The organism is Amycolatopsis sp. NPDC041971 (genome assembly GCF_055588925.1).
Map to the genome: position 1 here is coordinate 115642 of NZ_JBVJCE010000018.1, position 16298 is coordinate 131939.

A 16298-nucleotide genomic window follows, 5' to 3' on the forward strand; every position below is an offset into this window, starting at 1 on the left:
CACGAGTTCGACTTCAGCGACGCCGAAGCGGTCAAGGCGCGGATCGCGGCGGAGTTCGCCGACTGGTCGCCGGAGCTCACCGCGCTGATCACCGAAAGCGACGTCGCGCCGATCCACCGTCCTGCCTACGCCTTGCCGTCCGGGCTGCGGTGGGCACGCGTTCCGGGCGTGACCCTGCTCGGCGACGCCGCGCACCTCGCGCTGGCGAACGGCGAGGGCGCCGATTCGGCGATGCTCGACGGTGCCGAACTCGGCAAGGCCCTCGCCGCGCGTCCGGACGACGTCGAGGCCGCGCTCGCCGCGGACGAACAGGCCATGTTCGTCCGCGGTGAAACGCCCATCCAGGAGGACTTCCTGCTCGAAAGCGTCTTCGGGGAGGACATCCCCGAACGGCTGCTCGACCTGTTCGGGATCGAGGAGCGGAAGGCCTGAGGGTCTTTGACCACAGCATCGTCTCGGGCCAGGATCGGGCACGTGCTGAAGCAGATCACGCACCGGGGTGTGCCCCGCTGGTCATCGAAGCACGCCGGGGTGCTCGTCGTCGGCGACATGCTCTCCGGCGTCCTGGTCCCGATGCTCGATTTGGCCTCCGCAGACCCGATCGAGGACTACTTGGCCGCGCTGCGGCTGCCACGGGTCGGTCGGCGGAGCCGGCCAGGTTCGCGCACGCGTCGAGCTGGACCGGGCGTACGTGCGCGCCTTGCGCGAGGTCGTGACGCGGCCCGTCACTCGTGCGAACGCGGCCCCGCGTACGGCTTCAGGGTGATCGAGTTGGCCGCTTTCTGCATCCCGCCCAGCATCTTGCCGCCGCCGGGCAGGTGCGGAAGCATCCGCATGAACCGGTTCCGCATCCGGATCCCGCGGCGGGTGCGCGGGGCGTAGCCGCCGGCGCCGCCGGGCGGCCGCTTCATGTTCATTGTCACGTACTCGCGCATTTCGCTGTCATATCGGGGAAAGGCGACACGGTGGTCGCCCTTGGCCGTGGCGAGTTCGCCCGCGAGCACGTACGCGCCGACCAGCGCCATGCTCGTGCCCATCCCGAGCGAGCCGCCGAAGGCGGAGTCGCCGAGCAACACGGTGCGGCCGCGGTACCAGTGGTCGACGCGGACCTCCCCGACCCGCGCGAAGTACAGGTCATCGGTCTGCCGCAGCTGATCGAGCAGCGCGGGGATCTCCCATCCCGCTCCGGCGAACACGTCGGCAAGCAACTTCTTCTGGGCCTGCGAGTCCTGCCGGTCGAAGGCCAGTTCCGGCGAAACGAACCCGAGCAGTGCCCGGACCTCCCCGGTCGCCCCCAGTGGGTACAGCACCGCGACCCGGCCGTCGACGCCGTTGCCCGCGGGCAGGTTGTACATCACCTCCCAGCCGTCCAGGTCGAGTGCGGTGCGGGCGGGAAAGTACGAGGTGTAGTAGCCGAGGTCCCGCACGAATTCCTTGTCCTGCCCGAAGGTCAGCGCTCGCACGCCGGAACGCAGCCCGTCCGCGCCGACCACGAGGTCGAAGGAGCGCGGCGGTGCGTTGTCGAAGGTGACCTTGACGCCTTCGGCACTCTCATCGATCTCGGTGATCACGGTGTCGTACAGGATTTCCAGGTCCGTGCCCGCCGCCTCGTGCAGGATCCGCACGAGGTCGCCGCGCAGGATTTCGATCTCGGCGACGATCCCGCCCGAATCACCGAAGTCGTCACCTCCCATCGCCGCCACGCGTTCCCCTTGCTCGTCGAGCCAGGCGATTCCGTGCGTGCCGGTGTGGTGGGCCTTGACGGCGTCCGTGATGCCCATCCGCGCCACCGCGTCGCGGGCCGTGCCGCGGATGTCGATCGCCTGCCCGCCGGATCGCAGGGCGGGGGAGCGTTCGACCAAGGTGGGTTGGAAGCCGTAGCGGCGTAGCCAGTACGCCAGGGAAAGTCCGGCGATGCTCGCGCCGGAGACCAGAACAGTGCGCATGCGGGCACCGTACAACCCTCTGGGTACGGTGTATATTTGCTCTAGTGCGATGCAGTTCAAAGCTAACTTATGCGCTTAATCGCACTAGTACGATGGGAGCTTGATGGAAAGCGAGGCGCCGTACCGGAGGATCGCCGCGGAGATCCGCGACAGCATCACGAGCGGACGGCTGCGCCCGGGCGACCGGATCCCGCCGACCCGGCAGATCACCCGGGAGTGGGGAGTCGCGATGGCCACCGCGAGCAAGGTGATCGCTGTCCTGCGCGACGAAGGCCTGGTGGACACCAAACCGGGCTCGGGAACGGTCGTGCGATCACGGGATCGCGCGTTCACCCCGGCGGCTTCCCGCCGTCTGGAGCTGGACCGTGACCGGATCGTGCGCACGGCGATAGCGATCGCCGACGCGGAGGGCATGTCCGCGGTGTCGATGCGCCGGGTGGCCACCGATCTCGGCGCGGCGACCATGTCGCTGTACCGTCACGTGTCCGGCAAGGACGATCTGATGCTGTACATGGTGGACCTGGTGGCCGCCGAGAAGACAGTGCATGCCCGGCCTCCGGCGCACTGGCGCGAATGCCTGGAGTTCACTTCCCGTCTGCTGTGGACGATCTGCCGCCGTCATCCCTGGGTGGCCGAGGTGCTGTCCACGACCAGGCCTCGGGCCATTACCCCGAACCTGTTGCTCTACGCGGAATGGGTGCTGACCGCGTTGCGCGGTCTGGGGCTGGGCATGGACGACATGATGTACGTCCACCTGAACCTTTTCAGCCACATCCGCGGCCTGGCCCTGTCCCTCCAGTCGGAGGCGCGGGCCCGGCAGGACACCGGCATGACCAGCGACGAATGGATGAACACCCAGCTGGCCGAGTTCCGGGAAGTCGTCGCCACCGGCCGGTACCCGACCATGGAATATGTGGTGACACAGGAATTCGAGCAGGACATGGACACCATGTTCGAATACGGCCTGCGGCTGTTGCTCGACGGCGTCGAGCGGCGGCTCGCGCGGTGTCGTTCCGCTCCGAGATGAACATTCGGACTGACTCTTTCTGTGGGTTCCGTTGCGCGCTTTCCGGAGTATCCGCGCATTTGCCTTGGTTCCCACGAACGGACATCGGCGCCGAGTTCAGCCGCTACCCACACGGCTCACATGTCCGTCACGACGGCGCGGCACCGGTCGTCATCGCAAGGCAGCTATCCGGCTCGGCGTCCTCGTGCGACGGGCTGGCCGTGATGACGGTGTCCAACACGGCGCGCGCGGCCATGAGATCGGCTACGGCGCGGTCGATCCGTTCGCGTTCCCGGTACAGGTCGGGAAGCAATTCAGGGCAACCCGGCGCCAGTCCCTGGCCTTCGCCGACCATACAGGGCAGCAACTCTGCGATCGCGCGGGTATTGAGGCCCGCGGCCAGCAGAGTGCGGATGTTCTGAACGGTGCGCGCATCCTCTTCGGCGTACTCGCGATACCCGCTGGGCCGACGGCATGGCGTCAACAGGCCCTGCTCCTCGTAGTAGCGCAGCAGCCGGACGCTGACCCCGGTCCGCTGGGACAAAGTTCCGATACGCACGTGCCGATCACCACACCGATTCGAGTTGACTCTCTCACCGATGTGAGACTCTAACGTCTCGCTCATGACGACACAGCGATCAACAGGCCCGTACAGCAACCCCGTCACCGTCGTTGGCCTTGGCCCCATGGGCATGGCCCTCGCCGAGGCGCTCCAGAAGCAGGGTCACCCCCTGACCGTGTGGAACCGCACCCCGGAGAAAGCCGAAGGTCTCGTCACCAACGGCGCCCACCTCGCGGCAACCGTCTTCGAGGCGGTGTCCGCGAGCCCCGTCACGATCACCTGTCTCAAGGACTACGAGACCGTGTACCGGGCCTTCGATTCCGCCGGTGACGCGGTGAAAGGCCGCGTCCTGGTGAATCTCAACTCCGGTACGCCGACGGAGGCACGCAGGGCACGCGACTGGGCGGCCGAGCGTGGGGCGGAGTACCTCGACGGTGCGATCATGGTGCCGCCGCCGCTTGTCGGACACCCCGAGTCCGTTTTCCTGTACAGCGGTTCGCGGGACGTCTTCGACAAGGCCGGGGTGGTGCTGGCGAGTATGGGTGACCCGCGGTACCTCGGCTCCGACCCCAGCCTGGCGGTGCTGTACAACACGGCACTGCTCGAGATGATGTACGCGACCATGAACGGCTTCCTGCACGCGACCGCCCTGGTCGGCTCGGCGAACGTCTCGGCGGTCGAGTTCGCCGAACTCGCGCTGGGCTGGTTCATGCCCTCGGTGGTGGACTCGATCCTGGCCGAGCAGGCGCCCGACCTGGACAACGGCAACTACCCCGGTGACCTCGGCACCATGGAGATGAATTTGAACGCGCTCGATCACATCACCCGCACAAGCGTGGAACAGGGCGTTCACTCCGACCAACCGCGACTGATGAAGGAGATCGCCGAACGGGCGATCACCGAGGGCTACAGCGGAAAGAACTACCTGGCCGTGTTCGAGATCTTCAAGAAGGCGACGCCGGCCTCGTGACCCTCTTGAACAGACGGCAAGCGGGGGCGGCGAGGTCGTTCCAGTCCGAGTCTGGACGGGCGAACCACACCCGGGGTCAGGCCGTCGGGCGGCCCGCCCCGGCGTAGTCGTCACCCTGTTTCCGGTAGGTGTGCACCTGCACCGCCTGCCCGGTCTGCGGGGCGTCGATCATCTGCTGATTCCCGATGTACAGCCCGACGTGGTGGATCTTCGTGTTCGGCTCGCCGTAGAAGATCAGGTCGCCCAGTTGGGGATCGGTCACCTTGTTGACGCTGTGGTACTGCGTGTGGGCGGTGCGCATGAGCTTGACGCCGGCGCTGGCGTACGCGGCCGTCGTCAGGCCGGAGCAGTCGAATCCGGGGTCGCCGCCGCCGGTGCCGTTACCGCCCCAGACGTAGGGCAGCCCGATCTTGTCGATGGCGAAGTTGACCGCGCTCAGCGCCGCCGCGTTCGGTGGCTGCGGGCTCTGGCCGACCGTGCCGTAGACGTTCACGGTCGCGAGCGTGCGGTGCATCAACAATGGCGCGGGCTGCAACGTGCTCACCGCGTTCCACCACGTCTGGCCCTGGCCGAGGTCACGCCCGCCCGCGCACAGGGCGCGTCCGGCGGTGAGCGTGGCGTCGTCGATGTTCTGCGGGTTCGGCTTCCCGCCGCTCGCCGAGGCCTGGAACTGGTTCCACACCGACGGGGTCAGCTGCAGCGGGCCGCCGGCGTTCGCGGACGAGACGACCTTGTTGTAGAAGTCGCGGACCTCGACGGCGCCGAGCGGCACGGTCATCACGCCGTCGGCGTTCAGACCCGAACCGGTGGCGCGGCCGTGGTCGGAGGCGATCTTCCCGAGCGCGGCCAGCGTCACCCAGGAAAGACGGCAGCCCGGCGTTTCCTTGCTCAGCGCCACGGTGGTCTTCGCGTAGCCGGTCATCGCTCGCAGCGGGATGTCGAGCCACCCGCTGGTCTTCGAGACCCAGGCGTCGAACTCCTGCCCCATCTGCTGCGGCACCTTCGGCTGCTCCTTCGGCATCTCCGCGGGGGCGGACGACGACGAGGGCGGCGCGGGCGGGGCCGAGGACTGGACGGCGGCGGCTTCCGGCTTCGGCTCGTCCTTCGGCGCGAAGGTGATGGCGGCGACCAAGGCGGCGCCGGCGACGACGACGGCGGCGACGATCACCGGAAGTCTGCGACGGCGGGAGGTCTGCTGCTCCATCAGAGCCCCCCGGCGATGCGGCCAAGAACGAACTCGCGGAAGGCGTCGACATCGGTGGTCAGCGCGACGTCGATGGTGCGGCCCGGCACGGCCTGCGGATCGGTGCGTCGCAGCCTTCGCCGGTCTACGAGTGTCGCGCCGCGCGCGGGACCGAAGCCGCACTCGACGTCCACGGGGTAGGACTCGATGTCGAGGATGCCCGGCCGGATCGCCTCGGCCACCGCGACCGCGTCGTGCATGACCATCCCGGGGAGACCGAGGATCGGTGTGTAGTGCTCGACGTAGGTGGGTGTCAGCGCTTCGAGCGCCGCGCCGAGCGGGCCGGACGCGGCGAGCTTGCCGAGCCACGTCGTGTCGACCGAGCACTGGTGCGTGATGTCCAGCGGGACCAGCACCGTCGGGATGTCCTCGTCGACCAGCACCCGGCGCGCGGCTTCGGGGTCGCTCCAGATGTTGAACTCGGCCGCGGTGGTCGAGTTCCCCTTGGTCACCCCGCCGCCCATGACGACGATCCGGCCGATCTTCTCGCGGATGTCCGGATGGGCCGCCAGCAGCAGCGCGATGTTCGTGAGCGGGCCGATCGGGGCGATGGTCACCGGCTCGTCGGCGGCTTCCAGCAGATCCACCAGCAGGCGGACGGCGCCGCGCTCGTCGAGCGGGCGCTTCGCCTCCGGCAACGTCCCGGCGTGGCCGGAAAGGCCGTCCTGACCGTGGACGAACCCGGCGGGCTTGGCGTTGTCGTACACCAGCGGCCGCGCGGCGCCGGCCGCGACAGGGACGTCGTCTCGGCCGAAGAGTTGCAGCAGGCGGCGCGCGTTCGCGGTGGTGTGGCTCAGCGGCACGTTGCCGAACACCGTGGTCACGCCCAGGAGTTCGACGTCCTCGGATCGCGCGGCCAGTGCCAGCGCGAAGGCGTCGTCGACCCCCGGATCGGTGTCGATGATCAGCTTGGTACCCATGCGCGTGCTCCCCTTTGCGGTCGACGGCCTGATCACAGGTTACGGTCACCGGTATGACGTCCATGTGGGGTGCGCCCGCGCTGTCGCGGCTGCGCGCTTGGGGCCAGGCCCGTCGTGATCCGCGTCAGGCGAAGTTCCTGACCAAGGATTCGCTGCGCTGGGTGCTGCGAAACCGCGCGTACACACCTTGGTACCTGGTCCGTTACTGGCGGCTGCTGAAGTTCCGCGTCGCGAACCCGCACATCATCCTGCGGGGAATGGTGTTCCTGGGCAAGGACGTCGAGATCCACTGCCGTCCCGGTTACGGGCGGCTGGAGATCGGCCGCTGGGTGCACATCGGCGACGGCAACGCGATCCGCTGCCACGAGGGTTCGCTGCGCATCGGCGACAAGGCGGTGTTCGGACGGCAGAACGTCCTCAACGGCTACCTCGACATCGAACTCGGCGCGGCCACCCTCGTCGCGGACTGGGTGTACATCTGCGACTTCGACCACGTCACGACCGACATCACCGTCCCGATCAAGGATCAGGGCATCGTGAAGTCGCCGGTGCGGATCGGGCCGGACACCTGGATCGGCACCAAGGTCTCCGTGCTCAAGGGCACGCGGGTCGGGCGCGGCTGTGTCCTCGGCGCGCACGCCGTGGTGCGGGGCGAGATCCCGGACTACTCGATCGCCGTCGGCTCGCCGGCGCGCGTGGTGCGGAACCGGCAGGACGACTACGCGGCCGACGCCGCCCGCCGCGAGGCTGTCGCGGACATGGCGCGTAAGGCGAACAAGGCGCTCCAGAAGACCCTGGGCGTCGACTCCTGACACGTGAGTGCGGTCTTCGTCTCGTGTCGTCCGTTGGAACACCCATCGAACGGAGTCAGCCGCGCAGTTGCTCCCGGACCTCCATGAGCGCGAAGCCCAGAAGGTTCTGCCCGCGCCAGTAGTCGGGGCGCGTGGCGTTCTTGTCGTCCCGGGCGACGCCGCTGCCCCAGACCAGATCCATCCTCGACGCCTCGACGATCACCCTGTCGCCCGTGGCCAGCAGGAACTCGCGCTCCTCGGCGTGCTGGCGGAACTTCTCCAGGTTGCCGTCGATGACGATGTCGAAGCGGTGCCGCTCCCACAATTCGGCGTCGAAACCGGAGACCTCGCGGCCGAGGATCTTGGCGGTCTTCGGGTCCGCCGCCTGACGGATGGCCACCGCGGCCTCGTGGTCGCCGAACAGTTCCGCCTTGCTCGCCATCATGTAGTGCTCGGCCGTCGGGTACCGCTCGCCGCCCGCGACGAACGGCGCGTGCCACCACTGGCTCAGGCAGGCCGCGTTGACCCGGCCGCTCTTGAGCGGGGTGTGGCCGTAGAAGAGCTGGTACTCGGGCTCCGCGCCGCTGTGGACCAGCTCGCGCAACGCATCGAGACTCCGGACTCCGTCGACCTTGCTCACCATGGCGACCAGTGGACCACAGACCACCGACAACCCGTGAACTGGATCGGACCACTCTCCGTCGTGACCGGAGGCGGTCAGTACATTCAGCATTCGTGCAACGGATCGAAACGGTGAGCGCCCGAACGGTCGAAGAGGCCGCCAAGCGATTGGCCGGGGTGGTGACCCGCACGCCGCTCGAACCGAACGAACGGCTTTCGGCCCGGGTGGACGCCCGGGTCTGGCTCAAGCGCGAAGACCTCCAGACCGTGCGCTCGTACAAGATCCGCGGCGCCTACAACTTCATCGTCCAGCTCGACGCGGAGCACCGGGAACGCGGCGTCGTCTGCGCGAGCGCGGGCAACCACGCGCAGGGCGTCGCGTACGCGTGCCGTCGCCTCGGCGCGAACGGCCGGGTCTACGTTCCCGGCACGACTCCCCGGCAGAAGCGCGAACGGATCGCGACGCTGGGCGGCTCGCATATCGAGGTCATCGTCGTCGGCGAGACCTACGAAGACGCCTTCAGCGCCGCGAAGCACGACGCGGGGACCACCGGCGCGACGCTGGTCCCCGCGTTCGACGCGCCGGAGACGGTCGCCGGGCAGGGCACGGTCGCGATGGAGGTGGTCGCGCAACTCGGGTTCATCCCGGACGTCATGATGGTTCCGGTCGGGGGTGGCGGCCTGCTCGCCGGAATCGCCGCGTGGGCCGCGGAACGGGCGCCGGAGATGCGGATCGTCGGCGTCGAACCGGCGGGCGCGGCCTGCATGGCGGCCGCGCTGGCCGCCGGTGAGCCGGTGCGGCTCGAAACCGTCGACACCTTCGTCGACGGCGCGGCGGTCGCGCTGGCCGGAGCGGTGACGTATCCGCTGGTCCGCGACGGCGGCGTCGAACTCACCGACGTCGCCGAGGGCGCGATCTGCACGGAAATGCTCGCGATGTACCAGTCCGACGGCGTGATCGCCGAACCCGCGGGCGCGCTCGCGACCGCGGCGCTGGGCACGACGGTGAAGATCGACCCAGGACAGATCGTGGTGTGCGTCGTCTCCGGCGGCAACAACGACGTCAGCCGCTACGGCGAAGTGCTCGAACGGTCGCTGATCCACGAAGGATTGAAGCATTACTTCCTGGTGGGGTTCCCGCAGGAACCCGGCGCGCTGCGGCGGTTCCTCGACGAGGTCCTCGGGCCGGACGACGACATCACGCGGTTCGAGTACGTGAAGCGCAACAGCCGCGAGACCGGTCCGGCGCTGATCGGCGTCGAACTCGCGCGCGCCGGCGACCTGGAAGGCCTGCTGCACCGGATGGACGGGAGCCCGCTGCAGGTGGAGCGGGTGGCGCCGGGCAGTCCGCTCTTCCACTTCCTGGTCTGATCGCCTCTCGCGTTTCGTCCTCTGAATGCGGTACTTGCGCGTGCGACGACCGCATCCACCAGGCGGCCGTCGCCGGTCGCCCTGCCAGGGAGATCGGGACGGCTCAAGGCGCCTTGGGCACCGCCGGGTACGGGACGAAGGTGCTGGTGTTCTCGTCCACGGTCAGCTGTTTGCCGATCGTGGGGAACGCGCGCTGCGAGCAGGCAGGGCGTTCGCAGACTTTGCACCCCATACCGATCGGGGTGGCCGCGGCGCGGTCGTCGAGATCGAGCCCCGTCGAATAGATGAGCCGCTTCGCGTGCCGCAGTTCGCAGCCGAGGCCGACGGTGAACGTTTTGCCGGGGCTGCCGTAGCCGCCGATGTTGCGTGACACCGTCCGCGCCACCCAGAAGTAGCTCTTGCCGTCGGGCAGGGTGGCGATCTGGGTGAGGATCTTGCCGGGCTGGGTGAACGCTTCGTAGATGTTCCACAGTGGACACGCGCCGCCGACGCGGGAGAAGTGGAAACCGGCCGCGGACTGGCGTTTCGACATGTTCCCCGCCCGGTCGACCCGGACGAACGAGAACGGCACGCCGCGGTTCTTCGGACGCTGCAACGTCGAGAGCCGATGGCAGACCGTCTCGAACCCGACGCCGAAGTGGTCGCAGAGCCGCTCGATGTCGTAGCGGAACCGTTCCGCGCATGTCAGGAACGGTCCATAGGGGAGGATCAGCGCGCCCGCGAAGTAGTTCGCGAGCCCGACCCTGGCCAGCGAACGCGCGGCGGGTCCGGAGAACGCCCACGAGTCGGCGAGTTCGGTGATCAGGTCGTCGTATTCCAGCAGCGCGATCTGGGAAGCCATCCGGAACGCCTGCTGCCCGACGCGCAGGCTCGGCGCCAGCCGCAGCACACGCGGCCCGGGTTCGTACCGGTGCTGTTCGCCGTTGATCTCGTCGATGCCATCGCTGGTGACGTCGACGCCGTAGCGCTGGATCAGGGTCTCCTTCAGCGCCGCGAGCACCTGGCCACGCTGCAGGGGGATGTCGTGCGCCATCCGTTCGGCGCGTTCGTCCAGCTCGGCGACGTAGTTCTCCCGCTCGTAGAAGAAGTCGCGGACCTCTTCGTGCGGTAAGGCGGTGGCGGCGCTGCCGTGCATGCCGAGGCCGTTTTCCGTGGTCAGCGCGGCGGTGTTCTCCACGGCGTTGCGGTAGCTGCGGTGCAGTTTGACCAGGGCCTGGGCGATCGTCGGCAGGTTGGTGGCGAGGTCGTTGAGCTCGCTGTTCGTGACGCCCACGCCGAGGACCTCGTCGAGCAGCGCTTCTTTCACGTCCGCGACGAGCCGGGCGGTGTCGTTGTTCGCGAAGAACTCTGTGTCCACTCCGAACGCTTGCGTGATGCGAAGGAGCACCGGGACGGTCAGCGGACGCGAGTTGTGCTCGATCTGGTTGAGGTAACTGGGTGAGATCTCCAGCACACGAGCGAGGTCCGCCTGGCTCATCGACCGGTTTTCGCGCAGATGCCGCAGCTTCGCTCCGGCGAAGGTTTTGTCCACTGAGGCCTCTCTGTCCGCAAGGTTTCCTGACCTGAACGATTCAGTGAACGGTCAAGCACGTGGATTTGCCTTAGCTTGCGAACCTGTGATTCGCAACCTTTGCAAGATGCTACGGAAGATTCACAGAAATTGGCAAATTGGCGGCCTGGATCGGATTTCCCCTGTCATGTCAGGGTCAGGTCAGGAAAGGCGATCACTCGCAAACTTCGCAACACCGGGAGAATCCGATGACTCAGCACGCGCAGCAGCTGGAGCAGGCGGCCGCCGAACTGGCCAAGCAGTGGGAGACCGACCCCCGCTGGGCGGGCGTGAAGCGGTCGTACTCCGCGGCTGACGTGGTCAAGCTGCGCGGCAGCGTGGTCGAGGAGCACACGCTCGCTCGCCGCGGCGCCGAGAAGCTTTGGGACCTCCTGCACAACGAGGACTACGTCCACTCGCTGGGCGCCTTGACCGGTAACCAGGCGGTGCAGCAGGTCCGTGCCGGCCTCAAGGCCATCTACCTGTCGGGCTGGCAGGTCGCCGCCGACGCCAACCTTTCCGGCCAGACCTACCCGGACCAGAGCCTCTACCCGGCCAACTCGGTGCCGGCCGTCGTCCGCCGCATCAACAACGCGCTGAGCCGCGCCGACCAGATCAACTGGGCCGAAGGCAATACTGACATCGACTGGTACGCCCCGATCGTCGCCGACGCCGAGGCCGGCTTCGGTGGCCCACTCAACGCCTTCGAGCTGATGAAGGGCATGATCGCCGCCGGTGCCGCGGGTGTGCACTGGGAGGACCAGCTCGCTTCCGAGAAGAAGTGCGGTCACCTCGGTGGCAAGGTGCTCATCCCGACCAAGCAGCACGAGCGCACGCTGAACGCCGCCCGCCTCGCCGCGGACGTGCTGAACGTGCCGTCGCTGATCGTCGCCCGCACCGACGCGCAGGCCGCCACGCTGATCACCAGCGACGTCGACGAGCGTGACCGCAAGTACGTCACCGGCGAACGCACCGCCGAGGGCTTCTACAACGTCACCAACGGCATCGACCCCTGCATCGACCGCGGTCTGGCCTACGCCGAGTACGCCGACCTGCTGTGGATGGAGACCTCCAAGCCGGACCTCGAGGTCGCCCGCCAGTTCGCCGAGGCGATCAAGGCGAAGTACCCGGACCAGATGCTGGCCTACAACTGCTCGCCGTCGTTCAACTGGAAGAAGCACCTGGACGACGCGACGATCGCGAAGTTCCAGCGTGAACTCGGCCACATGGGTTACAAGTTCCAGTTCATCACCCTGGCGGGCTTCCACGCCCTGAACTACTCGATGTTCGACCTGGCGCACGGTTACGCCCGCGAGGGCATGACTGCCTACGTCGACCTGCAGGAGCGCGAGTTCGCTTCGGAGGACCGCGGTTACACCGCCACGAAGCACCAGCGCGAGGTCGGCACCGGCTGGTTCGACAACGTCGCGACCGCGCTGAACCCGGAGAGCTCGACCACCGCGCTCGCCGGCTCCACCGAAGCCGAGCAGTTCTGATCCCCCGCTAGTAGGTGCCAGGTGGCGGTCTCTCGACTCCCAGGGGGAGACCGCCACCGCCCTTCCCTCTCTATCCCTCGCGAAGCCCAGCGGAGGCACACCATGGTCGAGAAGCTGAACTACCGGATCGACGTCTGCGGACCCGCCGGTGACCGGTTCGACGAGATCCTCACCCCGGCCGCACTGGACTTCGTGGCCAAACTGGACAACGCGTTCGCCGGGCGCCGCCGCGAGCTGCTCGACGCCCGCCGTCTGCGCCGCGAGAAGCTCCAGTCCGGTGAGGAGCCGCTGGGCTTCCTGCCCGAGACGCACGCCGTCCGGGACGACGGCAGCTGGTCGGTCGCCCCGGCCGCGCCCGGTCTCGAGGACCGCCGCGTCGAGATCACCGGCCCGACCGACCGCAAGATGACGGTCAACGCGCTGAATTCCGGCGCGAAGGTCTGGCTCGCCGACTTCGAGGACGCGACCTCGCCGACGTGGCACAACGTCATCGACGGCCAGATCAACCTGTACGACGCGATCCGCCGCAACATCGACTTCACCACCGAGGCGGGCAAGCGCTACACGATCGGCGAAGAGCCCGCGACCATCGTCGCCCGCCCCCGCGGCTGGCACCTGGTGGAGAAGCACATCCGCATCGACGGCCGTCCGGTTTCGGCGAGCCTGGTCGACTTCGGCCTGTACTTCTTCCACAACGCGCGTCAGCTGCTGGCCCGCGGCAGCGGTCCGTACTTCTACCTGCCGAAGCTCGAGAACCACCTCGAAGCACGGCTGTGGAACGACGTCTTCCTGCTGGCGCAACGGGAACTCGGCATCCCGCGCGGCTCCGTCCGGGCCACCGTGCTGATCGAGACGATCACCGCCGCGTTCGAGATGGAGGAGATCCTCTACGAACTGCGCGAGCACGTCTCCGGGCTGAACGCCGGCCGCTGGGACTACATCTTCAGCGTCATCAAGAACTTCTCCTCGCACGGCGCGGACTTCGTGCTCCCGGACCGCGCGCAGGTGACGATGACCGTCCCGTTCATGCGGGCCTACACCGAACTGCTGGTGCGCACCTGCCACCGGCGCGGGGCGCACGCCATCGGCGGCATGGCCGCGTTCATCCCGAGCAAGGACCCGGAGATCAACGCGACCGCGCTCGAGAAGGTCCGCCAGGACAAGGAACGCGAGGCGAACGACGGCTTCGACGGCTCGTGGGTCGCGCACCCCGGCCTCGTCCCGGTCTGCCGCGAGGTGTTCGACAGCGTGCTCGGCGGCTGGCCCAACCAGCTCGGCAAACTCCGTGAAGACGTCGTCGTCACCGCCGAGGACCTGCTCGACGTCGCCAGCGCCGGCGGCGAGGTCACCGAAGCGGGTGTCCGCGCGAACATCAACGTCGCGCTGCGCTACATCGACGCCTGGCTGCGCGGCACCGGCGCGGCGGCGATCCACAACCTGATGGAGGACGCCGCCACCGCCGAGATCGCCCGTTGCCAGGTGTGGCAGTGGATTCGCAACGGCACCAAGCTCGAGGACGGCACCGCGCTCACCCGCGAACTCGCCGTGTCCTATTTGGACGAGGAGCTGGCGTCGGTGCGTGCCGAACTGGGCGAGGGCAACCGTCTCGGCGACGCCTACGAGATCTTCACCGAGACCGCGCTGGGCGAGAAGCTGCCGAGCTTCCTCACCACCGGCGCGTACGCGCGGTACCTGACCGCGCGGTGACGCAGGCTCCGGCCACCCCTACCTGACGCGGGGCGGCCGGGTTCCACACCGGTTTGGGACGGTGTGGCCCAACGGGTCCGGTGGTGGAGGCTCCCCGCCACCGGACCCGCTTCGCGCGCGCCTTCCGGTAGCGTCTGTCGGGCGCGCGCCGTCGCGGAGACCCCGCTCACCCCCACACCGCGGTGGGCGGGGTCTCCGCGGCTTTCAGGGGCGGCTGAGGAGTAAGGCGAAGGTGCCGTGGTCGGTCCGGGTGGTCGTGAGTGGCGATTCGGGCTAGAACCCGAATCGCCACTCACGACCACCGTGACGTCTCCCGCCCCTGGAGTCGAATCGTCTGGCTGGTTTGCTCGGTCCGTGAAGGCCTCCTTGAGGGACCCAGGGTCCCTCAAGGAGGCCTTCACGGACTTGGAAGCGGCAGCGCAAGGTGTAAGGGGCGAGTGGGCCAGCGGAATGGGGCGAATCGGTCACGGACGGCGAATAGGTAGGGGTACCTACTGAAACCCCCGTTGTTTCGGCGGCCGGGCGCGCGGATGCTCGGCGCCGGGTGGGAATTCCGCCCGTTTCCCCGAGGAGCCACCATGAAGAAGCAGTTGAGAACCGTCTTGGCCGCAGCCTTCGCCGTCCTCGCCGTCGTCCTCGCCGCCCCGGCGGTGTCCGCTTCGGCCGGGGTCTCGGTGCAGCCGGACTGCGTCCGGCCCTGCCACTTCTGATCTTCGTCACCTAGAGCAGCACCGGGGTCGCGCCCCTCGCGATCCGCGACGCTCGTGGAGGGCGGACCCGGGTTCCCCGACATCCCGGTCCGCCCTCCGCCCCACCTCCGGGGGCCGGGCGGATCAGGGCTCGAAAGCGTTACCGGTCGCGATCTTCGGGCGCCCCAGTTCCACGGGCTCCCCGACGCGGGCCCGCCGGTAGACGGCGGCGGTCGCCTCGGCGATGCGGCCCCAGTCGAAGTCCGCGGCCAGGCGCGACTGCGCGGTCAGTGCCCGCCGCGCCGCGGCGACCTCGTCGTCCAGCACCGCTTCGACGGCGTTCCCGAGGGCGTCGACGTCGCCGGGGCTGAACGCCAGGCCGGTCTCGCCGTCGACGACGACCTCGCCGAGCCCGCCGGCGGTCGACGCCACGAGCGGCGCCTTCGCGGCGGCCGCTTCCAGCGCGACGATCCCGAACGGTTCGTAACGGCTGGGCAGCACGACGGCGTCGGCCGCGGCCAGCGCGGCACGCAGTTCGCGGTCGGACAGGTGCCCGACGAAGTCCACCGCGCGGCGCACCCGCAGTTTGCGCGCCTGGTTGACCAGTTCCTCCAAGTGCCGTCCCTTGCCGGCGACCACCAGTCGCGTGCCTGGTTTGGCCCGGCGGATCCGAGGGAGCGCGGCGAGCAGGTCCTGCACACCCTTCTCCCATTCCAGCCGCCCGAAGTAGAGCAGCAGCGGCGCGCCGGAGGGGCTGTAGACCTCGCGAGCGTGCGCGACCTCTTCCGCGGGCACCTGCCAGGTGCGTTCCTCGATGCCGTTGTGGATCACGGTGACCGCGTCGCCGTCGACCTCGAACAGCTGCGCCACCTCACGGCGCATGGCCTGCGAGCAGGTGATCAACGCGTCCGATCGGTTCGCGAGCCACCATTCGACCGAGTGGATCTGCTGGCTCAGCGGATGCGAGAGCCAGCCGGAGTGCCGCCCGGCCTCGGTGGCGTGGATCGTCCCGACCAGCGGCACCCGCGCGGCCTCCGCGATCGCGATCGCGGGATGGGTGACCAGCCAGTCGTGCGCGTGCACGACGTCCGGCCGCCAGGTGCGCAGCAGATCGGTGGCGGCGCGGACCATCGCGTGTCCCATCGCCAGCGTCCACGCGACGAGGTCCAGTTCGAAGGTCAGGTGCATCGGGTCCTCGGCGACCCGGATGACCCTGACGCCTTCGACCACGCGATCGGTCCTCGGATGGGTCTCGGCGTCGGTACCCGCCGTGTGACGGCACAGGACGACCACGTCGTGCCCCTGCCGGACGAGGTGCCGGGCCAGGGCATGGACGTGCCGTGCGAGTCCGCCGACGACCACGGGTGGGTACTCCCACGACAACATCAGCACGCGCATGGGTGGAGGTTACTCGTGAGTCGGTCGGG

The 16298-nt window shown here is 68.5% G+C and carries 15 protein-coding genes; 8 read left to right on the top strand and 7 right to left on the bottom strand.

The genetic code is table 11. From position 1 onward, the window contains the following. Positions 1-168 precede the first annotated feature (168 nt). Entirely contained in the window at positions 169-432 is a 264-nt protein-coding gene (locus ACZ6DT_RS30775; RefSeq protein WP_465601955.1) for a hypothetical protein, read from the top strand. A gap of 293 nt (positions 433-725) precedes the next feature. On the opposite strand, the gene ACZ6DT_RS30780 is transcribed toward ACZ6DT_RS30775, so the two are convergent. Further along, on the bottom strand, positions 726-1946 hold the full coding sequence (locus tag ACZ6DT_RS30780) for an FAD-dependent monooxygenase (RefSeq protein WP_465601957.1): 1221 nt from the start codon (positions 1944-1946) through the stop codon (positions 726-728). Between the two features lie 103 nt (positions 1947-2049). Here ACZ6DT_RS30780 and ACZ6DT_RS30785 point away from each other — a divergent pair, with 103 nt between their 5' ends. Beyond that, the gene (locus ACZ6DT_RS30785; RefSeq protein ID WP_465602075.1) at positions 2050-2973 is read left to right on the top strand and encodes a TetR/AcrR family transcriptional regulator C-terminal domain-containing protein; all 924 of its coding nucleotides are present in this window, start codon (positions 2050-2052) and stop codon (positions 2971-2973) included. 127 nt (positions 2974-3100) lie between these two features. Here the strand turns inward: ACZ6DT_RS30785 and ACZ6DT_RS30790 are convergent, their stop codons facing one another. After that, complete coding sequence (locus ACZ6DT_RS30790) at positions 3101-3511, bottom strand: MerR family transcriptional regulator (protein WP_465601959.1); 411 nt, start codon at positions 3509-3511, stop codon at positions 3101-3103. A gap of 64 nt (positions 3512-3575) precedes the next feature. Here ACZ6DT_RS30790 and ACZ6DT_RS30795 point away from each other — a divergent pair, with 64 nt between their 5' ends. Next, complete coding sequence (locus tag ACZ6DT_RS30795; RefSeq protein WP_465601961.1) at positions 3576-4484, top strand: NAD(P)-dependent oxidoreductase; 909 nt, start codon at positions 3576-3578, stop codon at positions 4482-4484. A 76-nt stretch (positions 4485-4560) separates the two neighbouring features. On the opposite strand, the gene ACZ6DT_RS30800 is transcribed toward ACZ6DT_RS30795, so the two are convergent. Beyond that, positions 4561-5688: a C40 family peptidase gene (locus ACZ6DT_RS30800; RefSeq protein WP_465601963.1), complete on the bottom strand. Its 1128-nt coding sequence runs from the start codon at positions 5686-5688 to the stop codon at positions 4561-4563. Then, on the bottom strand, positions 5688-6647 hold the full coding sequence (locus ACZ6DT_RS30805) for a nucleoside hydrolase (RefSeq protein ID WP_465601964.1): 960 nt from the start codon (positions 6645-6647) through the stop codon (positions 5688-5690). The genes ACZ6DT_RS30800 and ACZ6DT_RS30805 overlap by 1 nt, the downstream gene beginning before the upstream one ends. A gap of 53 nt (positions 6648-6700) precedes the next feature. On the opposite strand from ACZ6DT_RS30805, the gene ACZ6DT_RS30810 reads away from it, so the two are divergent. Further along, complete coding sequence (locus ACZ6DT_RS30810) at positions 6701-7459, top strand: acyltransferase (RefSeq protein WP_378373345.1); 759 nt, start codon at positions 6701-6703, stop codon at positions 7457-7459. 55 nt (positions 7460-7514) lie between these two features. Here ACZ6DT_RS30810 and ACZ6DT_RS30815 read toward each other — a convergent pair whose 3' ends face one another. Next, positions 7515-8081, bottom strand: a complete 567-nt coding sequence (locus tag ACZ6DT_RS30815) for an NADAR family protein (protein ID WP_465602076.1) — start codon at positions 8079-8081, stop codon at positions 7515-7517. Positions 8082-8173: 92 nt separating this feature from the next. On the opposite strand from ACZ6DT_RS30815, the gene ilvA reads away from it, so the two are divergent. Then, positions 8174-9430, top strand: coding sequence for a threonine ammonia-lyase IlvA (gene ilvA, locus ACZ6DT_RS30820; protein WP_465601966.1), 1257 nt, complete (start codon positions 8174-8176; stop codon positions 9428-9430). Between the two features lie 103 nt (positions 9431-9533). Here ilvA and ACZ6DT_RS30825 read toward each other — a convergent pair whose 3' ends face one another. Further along, the gene (locus ACZ6DT_RS30825) at positions 9534-10961 is read right to left on the bottom strand and encodes a short-chain fatty acyl-CoA regulator family protein (RefSeq protein WP_465601967.1); all 1428 of its coding nucleotides are present in this window, start codon (positions 10959-10961) and stop codon (positions 9534-9536) included. A 227-nt stretch (positions 10962-11188) separates the two neighbouring features. Here ACZ6DT_RS30825 and aceA point away from each other — a divergent pair, with 227 nt between their 5' ends. From aceA to ACZ6DT_RS30840, 3 genes are all read left to right on the top strand, one after another. Then, positions 11189-12475 carry an isocitrate lyase gene (gene aceA, locus ACZ6DT_RS30830; RefSeq protein WP_465601969.1) on the top strand — a complete coding sequence of 429 codons (1287 nt, stop codon included), beginning with the start codon at positions 11189-11191 and terminating at the stop codon, positions 12473-12475. A 102-nt stretch (positions 12476-12577) separates the two neighbouring features. Further along, a complete protein-coding gene (aceB, locus tag ACZ6DT_RS30835) occupies positions 12578-14182 on the top strand; it encodes a malate synthase A (protein ID WP_465601970.1) in 1605 nt (534 codons plus the stop codon). Between the two features lie 578 nt (positions 14183-14760). After that, positions 14761-14892: a hypothetical protein gene (locus tag ACZ6DT_RS30840; protein WP_465601972.1), complete on the top strand. Its 132-nt coding sequence runs from the start codon at positions 14761-14763 to the stop codon at positions 14890-14892. A gap of 123 nt (positions 14893-15015) precedes the next feature. Here ACZ6DT_RS30840 and ACZ6DT_RS30845 read toward each other — a convergent pair whose 3' ends face one another. Then, positions 15016-16269 carry a glycosyltransferase family 4 protein gene (locus ACZ6DT_RS30845; protein ID WP_465601974.1) on the bottom strand — a complete coding sequence of 418 codons (1254 nt, stop codon included), beginning with the start codon at positions 16267-16269 and terminating at the stop codon, positions 15016-15018. Between the last annotated feature and the right edge of the window lie 29 nt (positions 16270-16298).